This window comes from Ligilactobacillus sp. Marseille-Q7487 (genome assembly GCF_949152225.1).
Lineage (GTDB): Bacteria > Bacillota > Bacilli > Lactobacillales > Lactobacillaceae > Ligilactobacillus.
On sequence record NZ_CASCJC010000001.1, the window covers coordinates 747,849 to 767,967 of the forward strand.

Here is a 20,119-nt window from a genome sequence, read left to right on the forward strand (position 1 = left end):
TCATCATACATAGGAGGTGTTGGGGAAATGACGTTGACCCCATTAGATATTCACAATAAAGAGTTTCATGTGAAGTTGCGCGGATATGATCAAGACGAAGTTAATGATTTTTTAGATCAAATTATCAAAGACTATGAGTTAGTGCTAAAAGAAAATGATAAATTAACAGGCAGTCTAGAACAAAGTCAAGAAAAATTGAAATATTTCAATGATTTAAAAGATTCATTAAATCAATCGATTATTGTGGCTCAAGAAGCTGCTGATAAGGTTAAGGCTAATTCTCAACGCGAAGCTGAAATTATCAATCGTGAAGCACAAAAACAAGGACAAGATATTATCGACCAGGCTAATGAAAAAGCACGACATATCATTGAAGAAGCTTCGCAAAAGGCTCAACGCTTAGCTTTGGAGACTGATGATTTACGTAAACAAGCACGGATTTTCCGTCAGAAACTACAAGTGATGATGGAATCTCAATTAGAAGTTGTTAAGGGTAGCGAATGGGATGAGATATTGAAACAAGGCGAAACAAGTAGCTATGAAGAAATTCAAGAAGCGATTCGTCTTAGTGAAGACCTTGACAAAGCTAGTGCTAAAGAAGTACAATCTATTTCAAATAGTGATGATGCAGTACTTACCGAAGATTTTGCTGTGGAACAAGCAAGTGAATCTGAAACTGTTGTGATTTTCCCTGACAGTACAGAAACTGCAAAACCACAACAGTTTGGTGAAGATATCATCATTGATGATGAAAAATAAAATTCAGAAGAACACGAATTTTTAGGTACAAACCAAGCGAGTCGGAGAATGGTGTAAGTCCGATGTTTTAGGCCTACTGATTTATCATCTTCGTTATGTTGGACTGAATTATAGTAGGTTCAATCGGCTCATTACCGTTACAAAATGACTTGAGAATGATTTTTAATCAAAAATTGGGTGGTACCACGATAGCCTCGTCCCTTGTTGGACGGGGCTTTTTCATTGTCAATCAAATATTTTTAAGGAGTTATGCCATGAGAATCAAAGATACTTTAAACTTAGGTAAGACTAAGTTTCCAATGCGCGGCAATTTGCCAGTCAAAGAAGCACAACGCCAACAGGAATGGGAAGAACAACAAGTTTATGGACGGCGTCAAAAATTAAATGCAGATAAACCAACATTTGTTTTACATGATGGCCCTCCATATGCGAATGGTAACATTCATATGGGACATGCGATGAATAAGATTTCTAAAGATTTCATCGTACGTGCAAAATCAATGATGGGCTTTAGAGCTCCATATGTTCCTGGATGGGATACACACGGCTTACCAATTGAACAACAATTAAAAAAAGCTGGTGTTAATAGAAAGACGATGTCTACGGCTGAATTTCGTGAAAAATGTCGTGAATATGCATTAGAACAAGTTGATAAACAACGGACTGATTTTAAGCGTTTAGGGGTTGCTGGTGAATGGGAAAATCCATATTTGACCTTGCATCCAGAATTTGAAGCCCAACAAATTAGAGTATTTGGAAAAATGGTAGAACGTGGCTTAATTTACAAAGGTAAAAAGCCAGTTTTTTGGTCATGGTCATCTGAATCAGCATTAGCTGAAGCTGAAGTTGAATATCATGATGTAACTTCACCATCTGCATTTTACGCTGAAAAAGTTCTAGATGGTAAAGGATTGTTAGATGCAAACACATATTTTGTTGTTTGGACGACAACACCATGGACAATTCCAGCTTCTGAAGGGATTACAATTGATGCTAACTTTGAATATGCTGTTGTTAAACCACAAAATGATGAACGCAAATTCATCTTGGCTGCTGAATTAGTTAATAAAAATGCAGAACTTTTCGGTTGGGAAGCATTTGAAATTGTTGAAACATTTAAGGGTGCGCAATTAGAAAAGATGACAGCACAGCATCCGTTTTATCCAGAACGTGAATTATTAGTGATGCTTGGAGACTTTGTAACACTTGATTCCGGGACTGGTTTAGTTCATACGGCACCTGGTTTTGGTGAGGACGACTTTAACGTTGGGACTAAATATGGTCTAGATATCTATGTACCAGTCGATGATCGTGGTTACATGACAGAAGACACAGGTGCAGATTTTGCTGGGGTATTTTACGAAGATGCTAACGCAGTTTCTTTAAAGAAATTACAAGAAGCAGGTTTATTATTAAAACAAATGGATTATGAACATAGTTATCCATTTGATTGGCGTACTAAAAAACCTATCATCTTTAGAGCTACCCCACAATGGTTTGCTTCTGTTGATAAGATTAGAGAAAATATTTTATCCGCTATTAATGAAGTTAAGTTCTTCCCAGAATGGGGTCAAAAACGTTTGTATAACATGATTCGTGACCGTGGTGACTGGGTAATTTCACGTCAACGTGTTTGGGGTGTGCCATTACCAATTTTTTATGCCGAAGATGGTACAGCTATCATGACTAAAGAAACAATTGAACATGTGGCTCAATTAGTTGAAGAACATGGCTCAAATATTTGGTTCCAAAAAGAAGCTAAAGAATTATTACCAGCTGGTTTTACGAGTGAACATTCACCTAATGGTATCTTTACTAAAGAAATGGATATTATGGATGTATGGTTTGATTCTGGTTCATCACATCAAGGTGTGTGCGCACAAAGAAGTTATCTTTCTTATCCGGCTGATTTATACCTTGAAGGTTCTGATCAATATCGCGGTTGGTTTAACTCTAGTTTGATTACTAGTGTATCTGTTTCTGATCATGCACCATATAAGCAAGTATTATCACAAGGATTTACATTGGATGGTAAAGGTCGTAAGATGAGTAAATCTCTTGGTAATGTTATTGTGCCTGATGAAGTCATTAAAAAGATGGGTGCAGAAATCATTCGTTTATGGGTCTTAAGTGTTGATACATCGGCTGATGTACGCGTGTCTATGGAAAGCTTCCAACAAATTTCTGAAAGTTATCGTAAGGTTCGTAATACCTTTAGATTCTTGTTGGCTAATGTTAGTGATTTTGAACCAAGCAAGGATGCTGTAGCATTTAGTGAAATGGAAGCTATCGATCAATACATGACTGTCTTAGTGAATAAATTTACGAAAGAAATTCTTGATGCGTATAGTAACTATCAGTTCATGGATATTTATAAGAACTTAATCAACTTTATTACGACAAACTTATCTGCATTTTATCTAGATGTAGCTAAAGATGTTGTTTATATTGAAGCACAAGATAGCCATAAACGCCGTTCAATGCAAACGGTGTTGTATGATGTAACAGTTCGTTTAGCTAAGCTGATGACACCTGTAATGCCACATACAACAGAAGAAGTTTGGGAATATCTTAAGGAAAAAGAAGATTATGTGCAATTAGCTGAAATGCCATTAGTTGAACATTTTGATAGAGAAGCAGACTTGCTTGAAAACTGGAGTCGCTTCATGAAGGTTCGTTCAGATGTCTTTAAGGCTTTAGAAGAAGCTCGTAATCAAAAACTAATCGGTAAATCGTTTGAAGCTGCAGTAACATTATATGTTTCAGAAAATATCAAAGATCAATTAAGCAAGCTAAATGCAGATATTCGTCAAGCATTGATTGTCTCAGAATTGACGCTTGCAGATTTGACAGATGCCCCAGCACAGGCACTTAAATTTGATGATATGGCTGTATTAGTTGAACATGCCCAAGGCGAAGTATGTCCACGTTGCCGAATGATTAAGACAGATGTTGGTACACATGAACACTTTGGACAATTGTGTGGACACTGTGCTCAAATTGTCGAAGAAAACTTCCCGCAAGCATTGACAGAAGGCTTAGAAGAATAGTAAGATTATTTATCCAATCGGATTGATAAAGTTTAAAGTTATTCATTTCAATAGTGAAGCTCTCTTTACTGGTTTTGCCAGTAAGGAGGGCTTTTTTATTGGTTTATTATGAAATAGTTAAGTTGTTTAACCAAATTGTATCAGAACTTGAATTAATAAAGTCGATATCGTTGCAACCTTGTTTTAAATCTGCACTTACTTGCAATTCGTGTTTTATCTGCAGTAGTAACAACATGTGTTTGTCCATACGATGGGAAATCTACAACGTTTAAAGTGTATGGTAAAGTTGGGATTTTTTGATAAGCACGCCAATAATCGATATCAAAAGATTTTGGATAAGGAATGCTTGGATCAAAAGCACCAGTCCAACCACCAACACGTTTTTCATAAAGCCCCAATAGTGTGAGCATTGGATAATCGGGACTTTTATTTATTGCTTTTAAAAGTTTTCCATCCAGATAAACGCTCATTGAAGTTGGTGTCCATTCAAAACCATAGGTATGGTAAGCTGCACTTAAATCTTGTTTAGTATCAACGACTTGGGCTTCATCATTAACATTACTATCCCATTTGTGCCAAGTATAATAAAGGTTATTTGGTTCACGTCCTAAAATTTCAAAGATATCGATTTCGCCATTTTCCTTAGAATCAGGATTATTATTTTGTTGGGCACCAATCATCCACCAAGCACTGTGAATTCCAGAGCCTTTTTAAACTCTAGCTCTGATTTCAAAATAGCCGTATTTTTGAATATGATTTAAAATAGTATTTTCATGATGATTAACATTAGGATAATTTGTCCATTTATGGAGCCAATCTTTTTCAGCAGTTTGTAGACCAGAAACAACCGTTTGTCCATCATACTCAGGATCCCAAGGTTGAGTTTCCTTATTGATTTTAAGATGCAAAATGCCAGAATTTAAAGCATAAGTTGCTGATGAATCATGCGATGTCCAATGTGGCAAATATCTATTACTAAAAATAGATTTATTGATATCTGTACCCGAAAACTCGTCTGAAGCTGTAATATAGTATTCTGTTTTTTGTGGAGTAGCAGGATCAATCTTGTCAGCAAAAATTGTACTAGAAGCAAATGTAGCTGCAGCAAATGCTACTGTACTATTATTAATTTTTTTCATAATTGTGTTTCCCCTAATTGTAATCATTTTAGATTTTGTTGATTAAAAAAACTTGTCACAAAAATTTACAATCAAACCATCCTCCATAAAAAGAAAGCGTTATCTAATAAACGTGATAAGATTATACTATTTTTATTGAAAAATCAATATTTTTTATAAAAATATTTTAAGTTGCAGTAACTAAGATATTTAGGTTTTTTGCTCCTCAAGCCATAAAATGGTATGATATAAATTATAGAAAAGATTGAATTGGTAGGGATGTAGACGATGAAATTACTAAAAGTTCATGGCTCTGGAAATGACTTTTATTTATTAGATGAAGAAAATTTAGATGAAACATTGACCGAAGATCAATTACGTATGCTAACGCGCAAATTATGCGATAGAACAATTGGCTTAAATGGTGGTGCAGACGGAGTATTGTATGTATGTCCAAGTCAAAAAAAAGAGGCGCTTGCTAAAATGCGCGTAATCAACGCTGATGGCAGTGAAGCTAGCATGTGTGGTAATGGATTACGTACAGTTGCACGCTATTTGAGCGAAAAATATGCTTTAGATACGTTTAAAGTTGAGACGATGTATGCGCAATTAGCAGTTGAAAAGCAACTAGACCTAGCTAAAGATGTAATGGCTTTTGGAGTAGAGATTTCACCTGTTAATTTTAATGCAAAACAAATAGGGATGAATCTTGGCTGTGATGAACTCTTGGAACAAAATGTACCAGAGTTTGATTCTGATTTGAAATTTTCAGCAGTATCAGTGCCCAATCCACATTTAATTACGTTTTGTAATCATCAAACACTCATATCTAATCGTTTAGGCAAACTAGCTGAAATGCTAAATGATGGAAAAAATCCATATTTTCCTGACGGGGTTAATGTTAGTTTTGTAGAAGTTTTGGCTAAAGATCGTTTATTTGTAAGAACTTATGAAAGAGGCGTTGGTTATACCAATGCTTGCGGAACAGCAATGTCTGCTTCAAGTTTAATGCATATTTTATTGAACGCTCCTAATTTGTTAGAACAACGGCTAACGGTTTTGAATCCAGGCGGAATGGTCCAAACAATTGTCCATCAAAAGCAAGATAAACAATACTTTATTTCATTGATTGGTAATGCAACTGTTGTCGCACACATTGAAATTAAGCAAGTAGCAGCTTTACAAGGTGATTTTTCTGAAGTTTTTTGGCAAGAAACGATCGAACAAGACGCATATGAAAAATTCATTACACAACTTGAAAAGTAGGTGGAAAAATGGAATTTGAAGAAAAAGTAACAAATGTCGAAAATGTTTTTAAAGGACATGTGATTGAGTTAAATGTTGAGACGGTTACACTTCCAGATGGACGCAAAGCCACACGCGAAATTATTCGCCATCAAGGAGCAGTAGGAGTCATTGCAATTACACCAGAAGACAAAATTGTCTTGATTCGACAATGGCGTGCACCTTTAGGTAAGGTAACTTTAGAAATTCCAGCAGGAAAAATTGAGCTTAAAGAAAAACAAACACCACTACAAACTGCTTTAAGAGAGCTAAACGAAGAAACAGGTTATCAAGCCCAATCTTTAGAACTTTTAACAGAATTTTATTCATCACCTGGATTTGCAGATGAAAAAATGTATCTTTATCACGCAGTTGGTTTGAGTAAGGCAAAAGAGAAGTTAGCACAAGATGACGATGAATTTTTAGAAATAGTTGAATTGGATTTAAAACAAGTTAATGAAGCTATTGCACGTAAAGAAATCTGTGATGCTAAGACATTAATGGCTATTTTATTTTGGAAAATGATGGAGTAAATGGATGAAAGAACCTTTGAGACGTTCTAAAGAAACAAAACCTTTAAGACGTAAAAAAAAGCCACAATATCAAAAACAAATGCCGGATTATGAAAAATATTTAGCTTCAAGTGAAGGATTAACCAGAAAGGAAGCTAAACAAGAGATGCAACAATTAGATGAAGAATTCAAGACAAAGCGCCTTGCTAAAAGATTAAATTGGGCTATAGTAATCTTGGTGATTTTGATTGTCTTGGTGTATTTATTCATGTTTTTTGTTAATTTTTAAAAGGTAGGAAATAAAATGAAATACGGTATAATTTGCGCAATGCAAGAAGAATTAAGGACACTTAAAGATAATTTAAATGAGTGTCATAATGCTAAAATTGGTGTTTACGAATTTTTTAGTGGTAAGTTAAATGAAGTAGATGTAGTCTTGGTGGAATCTGGAATTGGGAAAGTCCAAGCCAGTATCGTAACAACTTTATTGATTCAAGGCTTTAGTGTTGATTATGTGCTTAATTCAGGATCTGCTGGAGGAATTGGTCATGGTTTAGCAGTAGGTGATGTCGTATTGTCTGAAAGTGTAGCATATCATGATGTGGATGTGACAGCATTTGATTATTTACCAGGGCAACTACCTCAACAACCACAAAAGTTTAAAGCCGATCAAAACTTATTAGCTAAACTTAAAAAGGCAGCCCAAATCAGTGGTTTAAATGTTAAAAATGGTTTAATTGTATCAGGTGATCAATTCATTGCTTCTAAAGAAAAGATTGCTACAATTAAAGAGATTTATCCAGAGGCTTTGTGCTGTGAAATGGAAGGAGCTGCCGTTGGACAAACGGCTGCACAGTTTGGTGTGGGCTTTAGTGTGATTCGCGCAATGTCTGATACTGCAGATGAGCAGGCAAATCAATCTTTTGATGAGTTTATCATAGAAGCAGGAAAACGTTCGGCAGATATGATTTTAAATCTCACACGTTTAGGATAAGGAAAGGAAATGAAATAGCGATAAGATGATGGAACATATTTATTTAGATAATGCCGCAACTACGCCGATATTGCCAGAAGTTATCGCTTGTATGAATGAAGCAATGCAAGAGGTTTTTGGCAATCCTTCCGCCATTAATTACCATGGTCGTCAAGCAAAGCAAGTTCTTGAAAGATGTCGGCAAGTAATGGCAGATTCGCTAAATGCTAAATCTGCTAGTGAGATTATTTTTACTAGTGGTGGAACTGAAAGTGATAATACGGCAATCATTCAAAGTGCATTAACTAGACAAAATGAAGGTAAGCATATCATTACAACGGTTATCGAACATGAAGCTGTTTTGAAATCCATGCAGTATTTGCAAAAGCTCGGTTTTGAAATAACATATCTATTTGTAGACGAAAATGGCCAAATTTCTTTACAAGAATTAAAAGAAGCACTCAGACCAGATACTATTTTAGTTTCAATCATGGCTGGTAATAATGAGGTTGCTAGTTATTTACCATTAGAGCAGATTGGACAAATAGTAAAACAAACTAATGCATGGTTTCATACCGATGCTGTACAAGCTTATGGTATTACTGCAATTGATGTACAAAAATATCAAATCGATTTATTATCAGTATCAGCGCATAAATTGGGGGGACCTAAATTTATTGGCTTTTTGTATCAGCGCACAGGAATTGATTTTGGTGCATATTTAAAAGGTGGCAGTCAAGAAACAAATAGACGAGCTGGTACTCAAAACGTGCCGGCAATTGCAGGATTTGCTAAAGCTGTTGAAATTGCGCAACAGACATTAAAACAAAAACAAGCTAGTTATTATGAATTAAAAAATTACCTACTAACTAGTTTAACTAATGCGCAAGTTGATTTTGAGGTTAATGGTGTCCATGGAAAAGATGAATTAGCCCATATTGTCAATATTTGGTTTAAGGGTTGTCTTAATTCCCTTTTATTAACCAACCTTGATTTAGCAGGAATCAGTGTTTCGGCAGGTTCTGCTTGCACGGCAGGTTCCTTAGAACCATCGCATGTCTTAGCAGCGATGTATGGTGAGCATCCACGTGTTCAAGAGTCGCTACGTTTTAGTTTTGGTCCAACAACTACTAAAAAAGATATTGACTTGACGGTTCAAGCACTGGTAAAAATAATTAAGAGAATAAAATAGTTTTTAGAAAAGAGGTATGTATTATGGCATATGCACAACAAGCAGTTTTAAAAGGTAGTTCACAAGTTTATGGTTTATCCGCAAATATTAAGCGTTATACATTGCGTGACGTAGGTTTTATTGAATCTAAAGGTGGTAAATTTCAATTAGAACGTTCTTTAGATCCTAATTCACCATTTAACAAGAGTATTAAATTTAAGATGGTAATTGAACCAGATATGAAAAAATTCAAGATGGTAGTGACAGCACCTAATGGTTTAAAAGAAGTAGACGTTTATAATGTACCTAACTGTGAAAGCTATGTTGAGCAATTAAATTATTTATTGGATTTATTGATTGAACGTGAAGTTATCGTGAAGCTTTAACTTGTCAAAAAAAATGAACCTGTTATAATAGTTTGGACTGAAAAAAAACGACCTTCAACTCGTTTGGATTCAGAAATCTTAATGAAATGATGGTGAAAAAATGACAGACAACAGTAAGACGCGTGTTGTTGTTGGCATGAGTGGAGGCGTCGATTCATCGGTGGCTGCTTATTTGCTTAAACAACAAGGTTATGACGTTGTAGGTGTTTTCATGAAAAATTGGGATGACAAAAACGATAGTGGAGTTTGTACTGCAACCCAAGATTATGAAGATGTAGCTAAGGTAGCCGAACAAATTGGCATTCCTTATTATTCGGTTAACTTTGAAAAAGAATATTGGGACCGTGTTTTTACGTATTTTTTAGATGAATATAAGCGTGGTCGTACGCCTAATCCTGATGTGATGTGCAATAAAGAAGTTAAATTTAAAGCTTTTTTAGATTATGCAATGGCGTTAGATGCTGATTATATTGCAATGGGTCATTATGCGCGTATAAAGCGTGATGACGATGGGACGGTTCACTTGCTGCGAGGTAAAGATGATAATAAAGATCAAACATATTTTTTGAGCCAATTATCACAACAACAACTTAAAAATGCAATGTTTCCATTGGGAGATTTGCCTAAACCAGAGGTGCGTAAGATTGCCGAGCAAGCAGGTTTGGCAACTGCTAAAAAGAAAGATTCTACCGGTGTTTGTTTTATCGGTGAACGCAATTTTAGCAAGTTCTTGGATGAGTTTTTACCAGCTAAACCAGGTAAGATGGTCACTTTAGATGGTGAAGTTAAAGGTGAACATTATGGATTGATGCATTATACAATTGGGCAACGTAAAGGCTTAGGTATTGGTGGTGGCTCACAAAATAATGAACCATGGTTTGTTATCGGTAAGGATTTAAAAACTAATACTTTATATGTTGGTCAAGGTTATCATCATGAACATTTATATGCAACAAATCTACAGGCAAGTAAAATCAGTTTTGTAGTACCTGAACAAATCAAGGCGCGTGGCAATGAATTTCATTGTACAGCTAAGTTTCGCTATCGACAAAAAGACAGTGGCGTAACTGTTAAATTAGCAGATGATTGGCAAAGTTTAGAAGTGATTTTTGATCAACCAGTAAGAGCTATTACGCCAGGTCAAGAAGTTGTCTTTTATGATGGTGAAGAATGTTTAGGTAGCGCAACAATTGATCATGCTTATAAAGATGGGCAAATGTTGCAATATGTATGATAAGAAAATCAGGCAAATGCCTGGTTTTTTTATTACCTAAGCTTAGAATCATTAAGGTAATACCAACATATAAAGTCAAATAAAAAGTAAAAACTTATTTTGAAATGAGTAAATAAAATAGCAGATGTTTTGATTTTGCAGATGATAAAATTTTACGGTTATTTCAGTTAAATTTGGCATATAAGTTCATAGCCTTGATATTGTCAAGTAGATCAGTGGATGCTATGTAACCTCGTGAATGTAGTAACGGATGTTTAGTTAAAAAATGCAATTTTAAGATTTTTACAGATGAGGCAAATGTTTTTTTGAAAAAAAAGGTAACATTTGACTGAATTTATGAGATAATCAAAGAAGAATTTTTTAATGAGGATGTTTTAAATGACCAAGTTATTTTTTATTAGGCATGGCAAAACAAAATGGAATTTAGAAGGAAGATACCAAGGTGCACGTGGAGACTCTCCTTTGCTTGAACAAAGTTATCATGAAATAGAATTATTAGCCGCTTATTTACAAAAATATCAATTTGCTAAGATTTATTCAAGTCCGTTAAAACGTGCGCTGACAACGGCTAAACAACTCGCAAAAAAATTAAATCAACCTGTTAAAATTGAAGTAGATCAGGCATTTTGTGAATTTAATCTTGGAAAAATGGAGGGAATGAAATTCACAGAAGTTGAACGTCTATATCCTGAGATAGTTGATGCCTTTCGAAATCATCCCGAAAAATATGATCCAACAGAAATTGAAGGCGAGACATTTCAAGAATTATTTGAACGGATGACGCCAAAGATTGAAGAAATTTGTCGCCGTTATCCTACGCAAAATATCTTAATTGTCAGTCATGGAGCGGCTTTGTGTGCAGAAATTAGGCATCTTCAAGGTGTTAGTTTGGAAAAACTTCGCGCTAAAGGTGGTTTGGTAAATACAAGTACGACAATTCTTGAGACTAAGGATGGTCAAAGTTTTAAATGTTTAGCTTGGAATCAAACTGATTACTTAAACAAACAACTAGATTCTAGTGATATGGTGTAAGGTGAAAAAGATGCAAAAAAAGACTGGAGAAAAAGTGTTAACAAAATTAATTGCTAAAGTTGATGAAAATCCATATTGTCCTCAGGCATATTATGAATTAGGTAGTTTTTTAGTTGAATTAAAAAATTATGTGCAAGCAGAAGAACTTTTTAAACGAGCATTGAATGTTTTTGAAAAAGAACCACAAAAACAAGAGATTTTGCATTATGGCTTAGGCAATGTTTTTTATGCAAGTGAATTATATCCACAAGCAATACAAGAATTTCAATATATTACAGATAAAAATTTGAAGGCACAAGCATATATGATGCTAGCACAAACATATTATGCAACCAAAAATTATCAACAAGCATTAGCTTTTGCATTAACGGCTAGCAATACAAGTACACAAGCTTTAGATGCATATAAGTTGATGGCGGATTGCTTTTTGGCTTTAGGCGACTTTGATCAAGCACAAAAGTATTATCATCAAGTACTAAGTCAAAAAGTAGATGACGTGCATGCTAACTTTTATTGTGGGGTTTGTGCTACTGTTTTGGGGCAAGACGGGCAAGAATACTTTACTAAAGTTAAGCAAAAAGATTTAAAATATTATGAAAAAATGCATGAAAGATTGGCAGACATTCAAAACTTATTGAATACTAAAAAGTAAACGAGGTGGGTAACAAGGTGCTTAATTTATTTGAAGATGAGAGTCAACAAGGGTATATAATAGGCATTGTTACCCATGTTGTTTTTCAAACCAATACTAGTTTTTTTAAGGTTTTAAGTGTTGAGATTCAAGAAAGTGATCTAACAAGTTTGACATCAATTACCATAACAGGAAACTTTGCAGACCTCAAAGATGATATTAGCTATAAATTTTATGGTCAAATAAAAGAGCATCCAAAATATGGTGAACAATTCCAAGCAATCAATTATGAGGTTTTAAAACCAGAAACTATAGAAGGACTAGTAACTTATCTTTCGGGAGCTGATTTTGTTGGAATTGGTAAAGCTACGGCCCAAAAAATCGTTGCCCAACTCGGAAATGATTGTTTAGAAATTTTGACTAATCACCCAGAAAAAATTGCCCAACTCAATATAAGTCAAAAACAAAAAGAAAGTTTAAAACAAGGGATTGAAAAGACGACTGGCATTGAAACGATTTTATTTAAATTAGGGGAGCTAGGCTTTTCTAAAACTATGATTAATAAGATTCTTAACCAGTATCAAGAAAAAACGTTAGAGATTTTAAATACAGATCCCTATCGTTTAGTTTTAGAAATTGAAGGAATCGGATTTAATCGTGCAGATAAAATAGCTGCACAATTAGGTTTACAACATGATTGTAAGCAGCGAATTCAAGCGGCTTTCTTTTATGTTTTATATGATCACTGTCTAGCGAGTGGAGATACTTATTTACAAGCTGACCTATTGGTTGATAGAGTGTTAGAGTTATTAATGCATGGTCAAAATCAGCTTATTTCCATACAAAAGGTGACGGAACAATTAGTTGAGTTAGCATTTGACAAAAAAATAATTGTGATAAAAGATAAAGTTTATCCTAAAAAGTTTTATCAAGCAGAAGTGGATATTACACAAAACTTAGCACGTTTAAATACACAAGTAGATGAGCAAAAACAATATTCCAGAGAAGATATCATGCAAACGTTAGCCAAGGTAGAAAAAATGTTTGACGTTACTTATGATGAGATTCAAAAAAAGGCGATTATGAAAGCTTTACAAAGTCCAGTTTTTTTATTAACGGGTGGACCTGGGACTGGGAAAACAACGATTATTAATGGAATTGTGGCTGTATATGCGCTATTAAATGATATTGATTTAGGCAAAAGCCATCAAGCTCATTTTCCAATTTTGTTAGCTGCTCCAACAGGACGTGCTGCTAAGCGTATGAGTGAAACTACAGGTTTAAATGCAGTTACGATTCATCGCTTATTAGGTTTAAGTGGATATGATATCGATAGTGAACCAAATGATTTGGAAGGCAGTTTATTAATCATCGATGAAACTTCGATGGTTGACGTTGAATTAATGAGTCTGTTGTTACAAAGTACGCCAAGTGATATGCAAGTTATTTTTGTTGGCGACAAAAATCAGCTACCCTCTGTGGGACCAGGACAAGTATTTGCGGATTTATTGGCAAGTCAATGCTTAGCAAAAGAAGAATTAGTTAAAATTTATCGCCAAAGTGACTCTTCATCGATTGCAACGTTAGCTGCTCAAATCAAACAAGGGCAATGGCCAACTGATTTAACAGCTAAAAAAGGCGATCGCTCATTCATTGCTTGTCAAGCTACTCAAGTTGCCGATATTTTAAAACAAGTAGTTCAAGTCGCACTAAAAAAAGGTAATCAAGCTAAAGATATTCAAGTTTTGGCCCCTATGTACCGTGGTCAAGCGGGAATTGATGCACTTAATAAAATGTTGCAAGAATTGTTTAATCCACTTACCAAACGCAAAAAAGAGCTAGCCTTTAACGAAAATCAAACCCTTAGAATAGGCGACCGCGTGTTACAGCTTGTCAATGATCCAGAAAATAATGTTTTTAATGGTGATATTGGTAAAGTTATAGGTTTAGAATTGGCGCAAGACAAAAATGAAAGTGACAAGATTATTGTGTCATTTGATCAAAATGAGGTTACTTATGAACGTAAAGACTGGCATAATTTGGCGTTAGCTTATTGTATGTCGATTCATAAGTCACAAGGTGGCGAGTTTCCGATTGTTATTTTACCAATGGTTAGTCAATATAAACGGATGTTAGCGCGCAATTTGTTGTACACTGCGATAACTAGGGCTAAGGATAAATTGATTTTATTAGGACAACAAGAGGCTTTTTTGGAATGCATTAATGAAGATTCTTCGCAAAGACAAACGACGCTTCAACAGATGCTTGTGCAACAATTTGATGAAAGTTCTATAAAAGATGAAAAGAAAGCAAATTTATTAAAAGAAATCTATTTAACAAAAGATTTGATTATGAGTGAAGCCATTGATCCTTTAATCGGGATGAAAGGGCTGAGTCCTTTTGATTTTATGGACGAAAAAAGCGCAGCTAATTGAAAGTTTTGGCTTCAATTAGCTGCGCTTTTATTTGCGTTCTTTAACGGGAATACTTTGAATATCCATCCAAAATGGATATTTTTTAGCATTAAAATACAAGTCGTAATACTGACTACCAGTTTCTTCACCATCAACTTGTCCATATTCCAAAGAATTAATAATCAAATGAATATCCTTATTTTTATAATGATGAACAAAAGGTAAATCTGTTTGCTTTTGGAATCTCATCATGACGCTAAATAAGATAAATTTCAAAAAGCTCATGTTTTCAACAATCAATAAATCTAATTGATGATCAGTTGCGTTTGCTTTGGGGGATAAAACAATTTCACCATCATAATAAGGGTGATTAGCAATGTTGACTAAAAAAGCATGTTTGTAAAACTCATATTTACTACCAATCCGTACGGTAATTGCAAATGCTTCTTGATTAACATAAGCTTTAAAAAGATTAATGATATAAGGAATAAATGGCAAATGGAGTTTAGTGAAAGTTTCTTTAAAAGCAGGACGCTGATTTAAACTAACAATATAAGCATCGATTCCAACGCCAAAATCATTAAGGAAGTAACCTTGTTTAGCGTGAGTTGTTTCTACATAACTACCAATATCATAATATGAAGCTTCACTACAGTCTAAAACTTGTTGTAATGCTAGTAATGGATCTGTAGCAATTCCTATTCCAGAAGCAAAACCATTGTTACTACCCGAAGGAATGAAGGCTAAAGGAATATCAACTGTTTTAGCCGATTTAATTCCATTTAAGACGTCATTTAAAGTACCGTCTCCACCAACTACTAATACAAGCCATTTTTTAGCGCTGATGGTTGTTTGATGACTGGTAAATCTAAACGCCAATTTGAAGGCATCACCATTTTTTTTAGTGAATACCACTTGATAATCGATATTTTGTTCATCCAATTTAGCCTGTACTTTTAGCCAATTTAGTTGTGATTGTCCTTCATTGGCATTAGGATTAACAATGATAAAAAATGACTTCAAGCCTTTATCCTCCGTATATAGTAATTTTTATTTAACAGAAAAAACCTGCACATAAGCAGGTTTTTAAGCAACCTAAACAGTGATAAGCATTGGTAAAATCATTGGCTGTCTTTCTGTTTGGTCATATAGAAAACCTTGTAAGTCAGCAGTAATTGCTTCTTTTAACATGTTTTCTGTTATTTTTTCATTTTTTAATGTACGTTTAATTGTACGATAAACACGTTGACGGCCTTTATTAATTAACTCGCCTGATTCACGCATGTAGATAAATCCACGGGATAATAAATCAGGACCAGCTAAGACTTCACGCTTTTTCATATCAATAGTTGCTACAACGACTACTAGTCCCTCTTCAGAAAGAACGTGGCGGTCACGTAAGACGACATTACCAATATCGCCAATTCCAGAACCATCGATGTAGATATCACCAGCTTCAAAGTGTCCCGCTAGACGAGCAGAATCTTTAGTTAAAGCTAAGACATCACCATTTTCCATGATAAAGCAATTTTCTTTAGCAACATCGCAACGCTGTGCTAATTCGGTATGAATTTTAAGCATACGATATTCACCGTGTACTGGCATAAAATACTTAGGCTTCATCAGACGTAACATTAACATTTGTTCTTCTTGACCACCATGACCAGAAGTATGGATATTATTGACTTTACCATGAATGACCGTTGCGCCAGCTTCTTCAAGCTCATTAATAACCTTATTAACACTTGTCGTATTACCAGGAATAGGGGAACTTGAAAAGACCACTGTATCGCCGGGTTGAATTGAAACTTGGCGATGAGTACCATTTGCAATTCGACTTAAAGCAGCCATTGGTTCGCCTTGAGATCCAGTACATAAAATCATAACTTTATTAGCAGGTAAACTGTTAATTTCACGTGCTTCAACCAAGGCTTCATCGGGAATATCTAAATAACCTAATTCACGTCCATTTACAATAGCAGCTTCCATACTACGTCCAAAAACAGCAATTTTACGTCCGCGTTTGACCGCAGCCAAAGCTGCTTGTTGAATACGTGATATATTGGAGGCAAAAGTTGCAAATATAATGCGACCATCGACCTTTTCAAAAATTTGTCGGATAGATTTACCTACCCAACGTTCTGATTTAGTGAAATCTGGTACTTCAGCATTTGTACTATCTGAAAGTAAACATAACACGCCTTCTTCACCAAGTTTAGCCATCTTTTGAAGGTTAGGTGGTTGTTTGGTAACAGGTGTTAAGTCAAACTTGTAATCACCGGTACAAACAATAGTTCCTGACGGTGTCTTAATAGCAGCACCTAAAGTATCGGGAATAGAGTGAGTCGTTCTGAAAAATGAGATGCTAGTCTTTCTAAATTTTAAAACAGTATCTTCGCTGATTTCATGTAACTCTACCGAACGTAACAATCCATGTTCTTCTAGTTTGCTTTTAATCAATGCCAAGGCTAAAGGACCAGCATAAATAGGGATATTAATCTGTTGTAAAAGATAAGGAATCCCACCGATATGATCTTCGTGGCCATGAGTAATGATTAAAGCTTTGATTTTTTGCTTGTTAGCTACCAAGTATTGATAATTTGGAATAACGTAATCGATTCCTAATAAATCATCTTCAGGAAACTTGATACCCGCGTCAATGACAATGATTTCGTCTTGGAATTGAATACCATATGTGTTTTTCCCAATTTCTCCTAGTCCGCCAATTGCAAAAACAGCAGTTTCGTTATTTCTAACGACTAGCTTTTTCATCTGTCAAACTCCGTTAGTTTATAGTTGACGCTTTGTTGTTCATAAGCCAAAGCTGCTTGATCTAATCCTTCGATAAATTCGATATTGTATGGTGTTTGATTTTCGACCAAGATACGTGCTTCGACTTCTGAAGCAGCCTCGAGATATAAAACCTCGGTATTTTCACGACGAGGATTAATTTTCTTTGATGGTTGATAATAAACTTTAAAAATCATAATTAGTAATTAAATCTCCTTTAAAAAATAAATTTCAGGCAAGTTAAGACCTGAGTTAATAAATGTAACTTCCGAACAAGGATTGTTTGCACAATATTTAAATATATTCTAGCATATTATGGGGGTTAAGTATAGGATACTGAGTTGGAATAAAATACTTTTTATAATGTAAACGTTTTTTGTTAAAGAAAAATTAGACAATGTTGTATAATTAAGATAAGAAATGATTCGAGGTGATTTAGATGAGACCATTTTTTGTCTTATTTTTATTAGTCTTAGTCTTGCTGATGATTTTTAGTTGGCAAAAATATCGGCGTAATCAAGCCTTAAAGATTGTTCAAAATTCTAGTAAAAAAGTAACCGATGAAGCATTTTTGCACTGTATTAAACAACTTAAATTTTCTGAATATGATGGTAGTAAGGTTATAAATGAGATTGCTTCAGAGTATATTGCAGATGTGTGGGGAAAAGGAGTCTTAGCCTTTGAATACAGTATCGATGCACAAAAAATTACGACTGACCAACTTCCGTTAATTAAAGAAGAATTGACACATTTATTAAACAAATATGCTAAGACTCAAAATCTACCATCTTTAAATGGGCACCCCGTATTTTGTATTTCTGATATTTGGTTATTTGCAGATGTTTTACATGTTGATATTGCACATGTTGCTAATCAATCTACTCTTGGTTATTTACAAGACATAAAAAAATTAGAAGAATAAAAAACTGCTATGAAACAAATCAAATGTTTAAAAGATTAAACAATAAGATTTATTTCATGGCAGTTTTTATTCTAAGATTAGCATATCTTTTGGAATTACGAATGGATTGTTTTTATTGATGTGATCGTAAAACAATACACCGTTTAAATGATCTAGTTCATGTTGAACCACAATTGCTTCGTAACCGTTCAAACGTGCTTGATGTTCATTGCCATCTAAATCATACCAACGCAATTTGATGCGATTGTGGCGTGGAACATAGCCAGGAACTTCACGATCTACGGATAAGCAACCTTCGCCTTCACCTAAAGCAACCATTTGGACAGATTCGCTTAAGATGGTGGGATTGATTAAAACATGCTTGAAAAGAGGATCTTGTTCTTCTGTAGTCCCAGGAACTAATACAGCAGTCATACGCTTGGAAACTGCAAGTTGTGGAGCAGCCAAGCCAACACCTGCACGCAAGCCGTATTTTTCTGCAATTTCTTCATTTTGACTGTTTTCAAGAAATTCCATCATATCCTGTGCTAATTTTTTATCTTCTGGACTTAAAGGAAATTCGACCTTATTAGCACGTTGACGTAAAATAGGATTTCCTTCGCGAATGATATTTTTCATTGTAATCAAGGCCTTTAACCCCCATAATAAAAGATTATCTTCTTAATGATAGCATATTTTAAAAATAAATGGTATCAAGAGTTAAAAAGTGGGCTAACACATGTTTAATAATGGTTTTGTGGTATAATTTCAGTAAGAAATTTTAATTGCAAAGGAGTAAACTGAATGGAAAAAAGTTATGAGTATCCATTGCTACCAGAATGGACGACAGATGAATTAATCAGTGTTATTGATTTTTATGTTGCGGTAGAAAATCTTTATGAAAAAGGAACTAAGCGTGCGGAGTTCATTGATAAGTATCAAAAATTTTGTCAAATTGTTCCAGCTAAAATGACACAAAAACAGTTAGATAAGGAATTTGAAAGAGTTTCGAAGTTAAGCATTTATCGAGCTGTTAAATATGTACAAGCTCAATCAAATGATTTTGTAGTGTATCGTGAGGATTAAGATGACAGATTGGCAAGAAATTAATACTCATGTACAACAGTGGTTACAAACAGTAAAAAAACAGATTAAAGCAAGCCTACAATCCGACATAACTGTCCAAACTAAGACGAGTCGTACTGATTTAGTAACCAATGTAGATTGTTTAGTTGAACAATACTACACAAAGCAAATTTTAAAAACTTTCCCACAGTCACAAATCTTAGGCGAAGAAAGTAAGCATGCAGAAATTTGTTGGCAAAAAGGTTTGCTTTGGATTATCGATCCTATTGATGGAACGATGAATTTCGTGAAACAGCAGGCTAATTTTACAACAATGTTAGCTATTTATGAAGATGGACAGCCTAAGTTAGCTTATATTTTGGATGTGATGCAAGATAAGCTTTATTGGGGTGGACCAAAATGTGGAGTATATTGTAATGATGAACGTTTAAAAGCACCGGCTGATTTGCATTTGAAAGACGGGTTAGTTGGAATCAGTTGTCCTATGTTGCTTAATAATTATTGTAATTTGCAAGAAGTTGCTAGAAATGCAGCGGGGACACGGATTTATGGTAGTGCTGGGATTGAATATATTCATGTACTTACCGGTAAATGTATCGCATATGTGTCACATTTGCGGCCATGGGATTATGCTCCCGGTCAAATTTTGGCGCAAAGCATAGGTTTAGTCGTGAAAACGATTGACGGAAAAGCAGTAAATATGTTATCATCAACTGATGTATTGGTGGCTACGAAGAATGCACAACAAGAAATAGCTGCGATTATAGAGCACGCATAA

Annotated in this window: 21 protein-coding genes; 15 read left to right on the forward strand and 6 right to left on the reverse strand. The window is 34.7% G+C overall.

From position 1 onward, the window contains the following. Positions 1-27 precede the first annotated feature (27 nt). Positions 28-759: a DivIVA domain-containing protein gene (locus QM017_RS03745; protein WP_178198162.1), complete on the forward strand. Its 732-nt coding sequence runs from the start codon at positions 28-30 to the stop codon at positions 757-759. 254 nt (positions 760-1,013) lie between these two features. Then, a complete protein-coding gene (gene ileS / locus QM017_RS03750; RefSeq protein ID WP_282708901.1) occupies positions 1,014-3,809 on the forward strand; it encodes an isoleucine--tRNA ligase in 2,796 nt (931 codons plus the stop codon). Between the two features lie 152 nt (positions 3,810-3,961). Here ileS and QM017_RS03755 read toward each other — a convergent pair whose 3' ends face one another. Together QM017_RS03755 and QM017_RS03760 are read right to left on the reverse strand one after the other, a co-directional pair. Next, a complete protein-coding gene (locus tag QM017_RS03755; protein ID WP_282709555.1) occupies positions 3,962-4,507 on the reverse strand; it encodes a glycoside hydrolase family 16 protein in 546 nt (181 codons plus the stop codon). Between the two features lie 12 nt (positions 4,508-4,519). Continuing rightward, the gene (locus QM017_RS03760) at positions 4,520-4,948 is read right to left on the reverse strand and encodes a hypothetical protein (protein WP_282708902.1); all 429 of its coding nucleotides are present in this window, start codon (positions 4,946-4,948) and stop codon (positions 4,520-4,522) included. A gap of 267 nt (positions 4,949-5,215) precedes the next feature. On the opposite strand from QM017_RS03760, the gene dapF reads away from it, so the two are divergent. The 10 genes from dapF (at position 5,216) to QM017_RS03810 (ending at position 14,585) form a co-directional block, all read left to right on the forward strand. Beyond that, positions 5,216-6,193: a diaminopimelate epimerase gene (dapF, locus tag QM017_RS03765; protein WP_282708903.1), complete on the forward strand. Its 978-nt coding sequence runs from the start codon at positions 5,216-5,218 to the stop codon at positions 6,191-6,193. An 8-nt stretch (positions 6,194-6,201) separates the two neighbouring features. Next, positions 6,202-6,744 (forward strand): NUDIX hydrolase, encoded by a 543-nt coding sequence (locus tag QM017_RS03770; RefSeq protein ID WP_282708904.1) that lies wholly within the window; start codon positions 6,202-6,204, stop codon positions 6,742-6,744. 4 nt (positions 6,745-6,748) lie between these two features. Further along, positions 6,749-7,012: a hypothetical protein gene (locus QM017_RS03775; protein WP_178197258.1), complete on the forward strand. Its 264-nt coding sequence runs from the start codon at positions 6,749-6,751 to the stop codon at positions 7,010-7,012. 15 nt (positions 7,013-7,027) lie between these two features. Continuing rightward, a complete protein-coding gene (locus tag QM017_RS03780; protein WP_282708905.1) occupies positions 7,028-7,717 on the forward strand; it encodes a 5'-methylthioadenosine/adenosylhomocysteine nucleosidase in 690 nt (229 codons plus the stop codon). A gap of 28 nt (positions 7,718-7,745) precedes the next feature. After that, on the forward strand, positions 7,746-8,888 hold the full coding sequence (locus tag QM017_RS03785) for a cysteine desulfurase family protein (protein ID WP_282709556.1): 1,143 nt from the start codon (positions 7,746-7,748) through the stop codon (positions 8,886-8,888). A 23-nt stretch (positions 8,889-8,911) separates the two neighbouring features. Further along, entirely contained in the window at positions 8,912-9,253 is a 342-nt protein-coding gene (locus tag QM017_RS03790; protein WP_178197262.1) for a DUF1831 domain-containing protein, read from the forward strand. 100 nt (positions 9,254-9,353) lie between these two features. Beyond that, positions 9,354-10,487, forward strand: a complete 1,134-nt coding sequence (mnmA, locus tag QM017_RS03795; RefSeq protein ID WP_282708906.1) for a tRNA 2-thiouridine(34) synthase MnmA — start codon at positions 9,354-9,356, stop codon at positions 10,485-10,487. A gap of 378 nt (positions 10,488-10,865) precedes the next feature. Next, on the forward strand, positions 10,866-11,519 hold the full coding sequence (locus tag QM017_RS03800; protein ID WP_282708907.1) for a histidine phosphatase family protein: 654 nt from the start codon (positions 10,866-10,868) through the stop codon (positions 11,517-11,519). Positions 11,520-11,529: 10 nt separating this feature from the next. Further along, positions 11,530-12,171: a tetratricopeptide repeat protein gene (locus QM017_RS03805; protein WP_282708908.1), complete on the forward strand. Its 642-nt coding sequence runs from the start codon at positions 11,530-11,532 to the stop codon at positions 12,169-12,171. A 17-nt stretch (positions 12,172-12,188) separates the two neighbouring features. Further along, the gene (locus QM017_RS03810) at positions 12,189-14,585 is read left to right on the forward strand and encodes an ATP-dependent RecD-like DNA helicase (protein WP_282708909.1); all 2,397 of its coding nucleotides are present in this window, start codon (positions 12,189-12,191) and stop codon (positions 14,583-14,585) included. Between the two features lie 27 nt (positions 14,586-14,612). Here QM017_RS03810 and QM017_RS03815 read toward each other — a convergent pair whose 3' ends face one another. From QM017_RS03815 to QM017_RS03825, 3 genes are all read right to left on the reverse strand, one after another. Then, positions 14,613-15,587, reverse strand: a complete 975-nt coding sequence (locus tag QM017_RS03815; RefSeq protein ID WP_178197271.1) for a YegS/Rv2252/BmrU family lipid kinase — start codon at positions 15,585-15,587, stop codon at positions 14,613-14,615. Between the two features lie 72 nt (positions 15,588-15,659). Continuing rightward, positions 15,660-17,336, reverse strand: a complete 1,677-nt coding sequence (locus QM017_RS03820; RefSeq protein WP_178197273.1) for a ribonuclease J — start codon at positions 17,334-17,336, stop codon at positions 15,660-15,662. Beyond that, positions 17,333-17,551, reverse strand: coding sequence for a DNA-directed RNA polymerase subunit epsilon (locus QM017_RS03825; protein WP_178197275.1), 219 nt, complete (start codon positions 17,549-17,551; stop codon positions 17,333-17,335). The genes QM017_RS03820 and QM017_RS03825 overlap by 4 nt, the downstream gene beginning before the upstream one ends. Positions 17,552-17,793: 242 nt before the next feature. Between QM017_RS03825 and QM017_RS03830 the strand changes: the two genes are divergently transcribed. Further along, positions 17,794-18,276 (forward strand): hypothetical protein, encoded by a 483-nt coding sequence (locus QM017_RS03830; RefSeq protein WP_282708910.1) that lies wholly within the window; start codon positions 17,794-17,796, stop codon positions 18,274-18,276. A 66-nt stretch (positions 18,277-18,342) separates the two neighbouring features. Here QM017_RS03830 and def read toward each other — a convergent pair whose 3' ends face one another. Beyond that, entirely contained in the window at positions 18,343-18,903 is a 561-nt protein-coding gene (gene def / locus QM017_RS03835; RefSeq protein WP_282708911.1) for a peptide deformylase, read from the reverse strand. Positions 18,904-19,059: 156 nt separating this feature from the next. On the opposite strand from def, the gene QM017_RS03840 reads away from it, so the two are divergent. Together QM017_RS03840 and QM017_RS03845 are read left to right on the forward strand one after the other, a co-directional pair. After that, a complete protein-coding gene (locus tag QM017_RS03840; RefSeq protein WP_178197280.1) occupies positions 19,060-19,341 on the forward strand; it encodes a UPF0223 family protein in 282 nt (93 codons plus the stop codon). A 1-nt stretch (position 19,342) separates the two neighbouring features. After that, a complete protein-coding gene (locus QM017_RS03845; RefSeq protein ID WP_282708913.1) occupies positions 19,343-20,119 on the forward strand; it encodes an inositol monophosphatase family protein in 777 nt (258 codons plus the stop codon).

Bases quoted from the DNA above. Each gene is read 5' to 3' on its own strand.
- QM017_RS03780 (WP_282708905.1), top strand. From the start codon at position 7,028: ATGAAATACGGTATAATTTGCGCAATGCAAGAAGAATTAAGGACACTT.
- QM017_RS03790 (WP_178197262.1), top strand. From the start codon at position 8,912: ATGGCATATGCACAACAAGCAGTTTTAAAAGGTAGTTCACAAGTTTAT.
- QM017_RS03785 (WP_282709556.1), top strand. From the start codon at position 7,746: ATGGAACATATTTATTTAGATAATGCCGCAACTACGCCGATATTGCCA.
- QM017_RS03805 (WP_282708908.1), top strand. From the start codon at position 11,530: ATGCAAAAAAAGACTGGAGAAAAAGTGTTAACAAAATTAATTGCTAAA.
- QM017_RS03745 (WP_178198162.1), top strand. From the start codon at position 28: ATGACGTTGACCCCATTAGATATTCACAATAAAGAGTTTCATGTGAAG.
- QM017_RS03840 (WP_178197280.1), top strand. From the start codon at position 19,060: ATGGAAAAAAGTTATGAGTATCCATTGCTACCAGAATGGACGACAGAT.
- QM017_RS03830 (WP_282708910.1), top strand. From the start codon at position 17,794: ATGAGACCATTTTTTGTCTTATTTTTATTAGTCTTAGTCTTGCTGATG.
- QM017_RS03825 (WP_178197275.1), bottom strand. From the start codon at position 17,551: ATGATTTTTAAAGTTTATTATCAACCATCAAAGAAAATTAATCCTCGT.
- QM017_RS03845 (WP_282708913.1), top strand. From the start codon at position 19,343: ATGACAGATTGGCAAGAAATTAATACTCATGTACAACAGTGGTTACAA.
- ileS (WP_282708901.1), top strand. From the start codon at position 1,014: ATGAGAATCAAAGATACTTTAAACTTAGGTAAGACTAAGTTTCCAATG.
- QM017_RS03775 (WP_178197258.1), top strand. From the start codon at position 6,749: ATGAAAGAACCTTTGAGACGTTCTAAAGAAACAAAACCTTTAAGACGT.
- QM017_RS03770 (WP_282708904.1), top strand. From the start codon at position 6,202: ATGGAATTTGAAGAAAAAGTAACAAATGTCGAAAATGTTTTTAAAGGA.
- QM017_RS03820 (WP_178197273.1), bottom strand. From the start codon at position 17,336: ATGAAAAAGCTAGTCGTTAGAAATAACGAAACTGCTGTTTTTGCAATT.
- dapF (WP_282708903.1), top strand. From the start codon at position 5,216: ATGAAATTACTAAAAGTTCATGGCTCTGGAAATGACTTTTATTTATTA.
- QM017_RS03800 (WP_282708907.1), top strand. From the start codon at position 10,866: ATGACCAAGTTATTTTTTATTAGGCATGGCAAAACAAAATGGAATTTA.
- QM017_RS03760 (WP_282708902.1), bottom strand. From the start codon at position 4,948: ATGAAAAAAATTAATAATAGTACAGTAGCATTTGCTGCAGCTACATTT.
- mnmA (WP_282708906.1), top strand. From the start codon at position 9,354: ATGACAGACAACAGTAAGACGCGTGTTGTTGTTGGCATGAGTGGAGGC.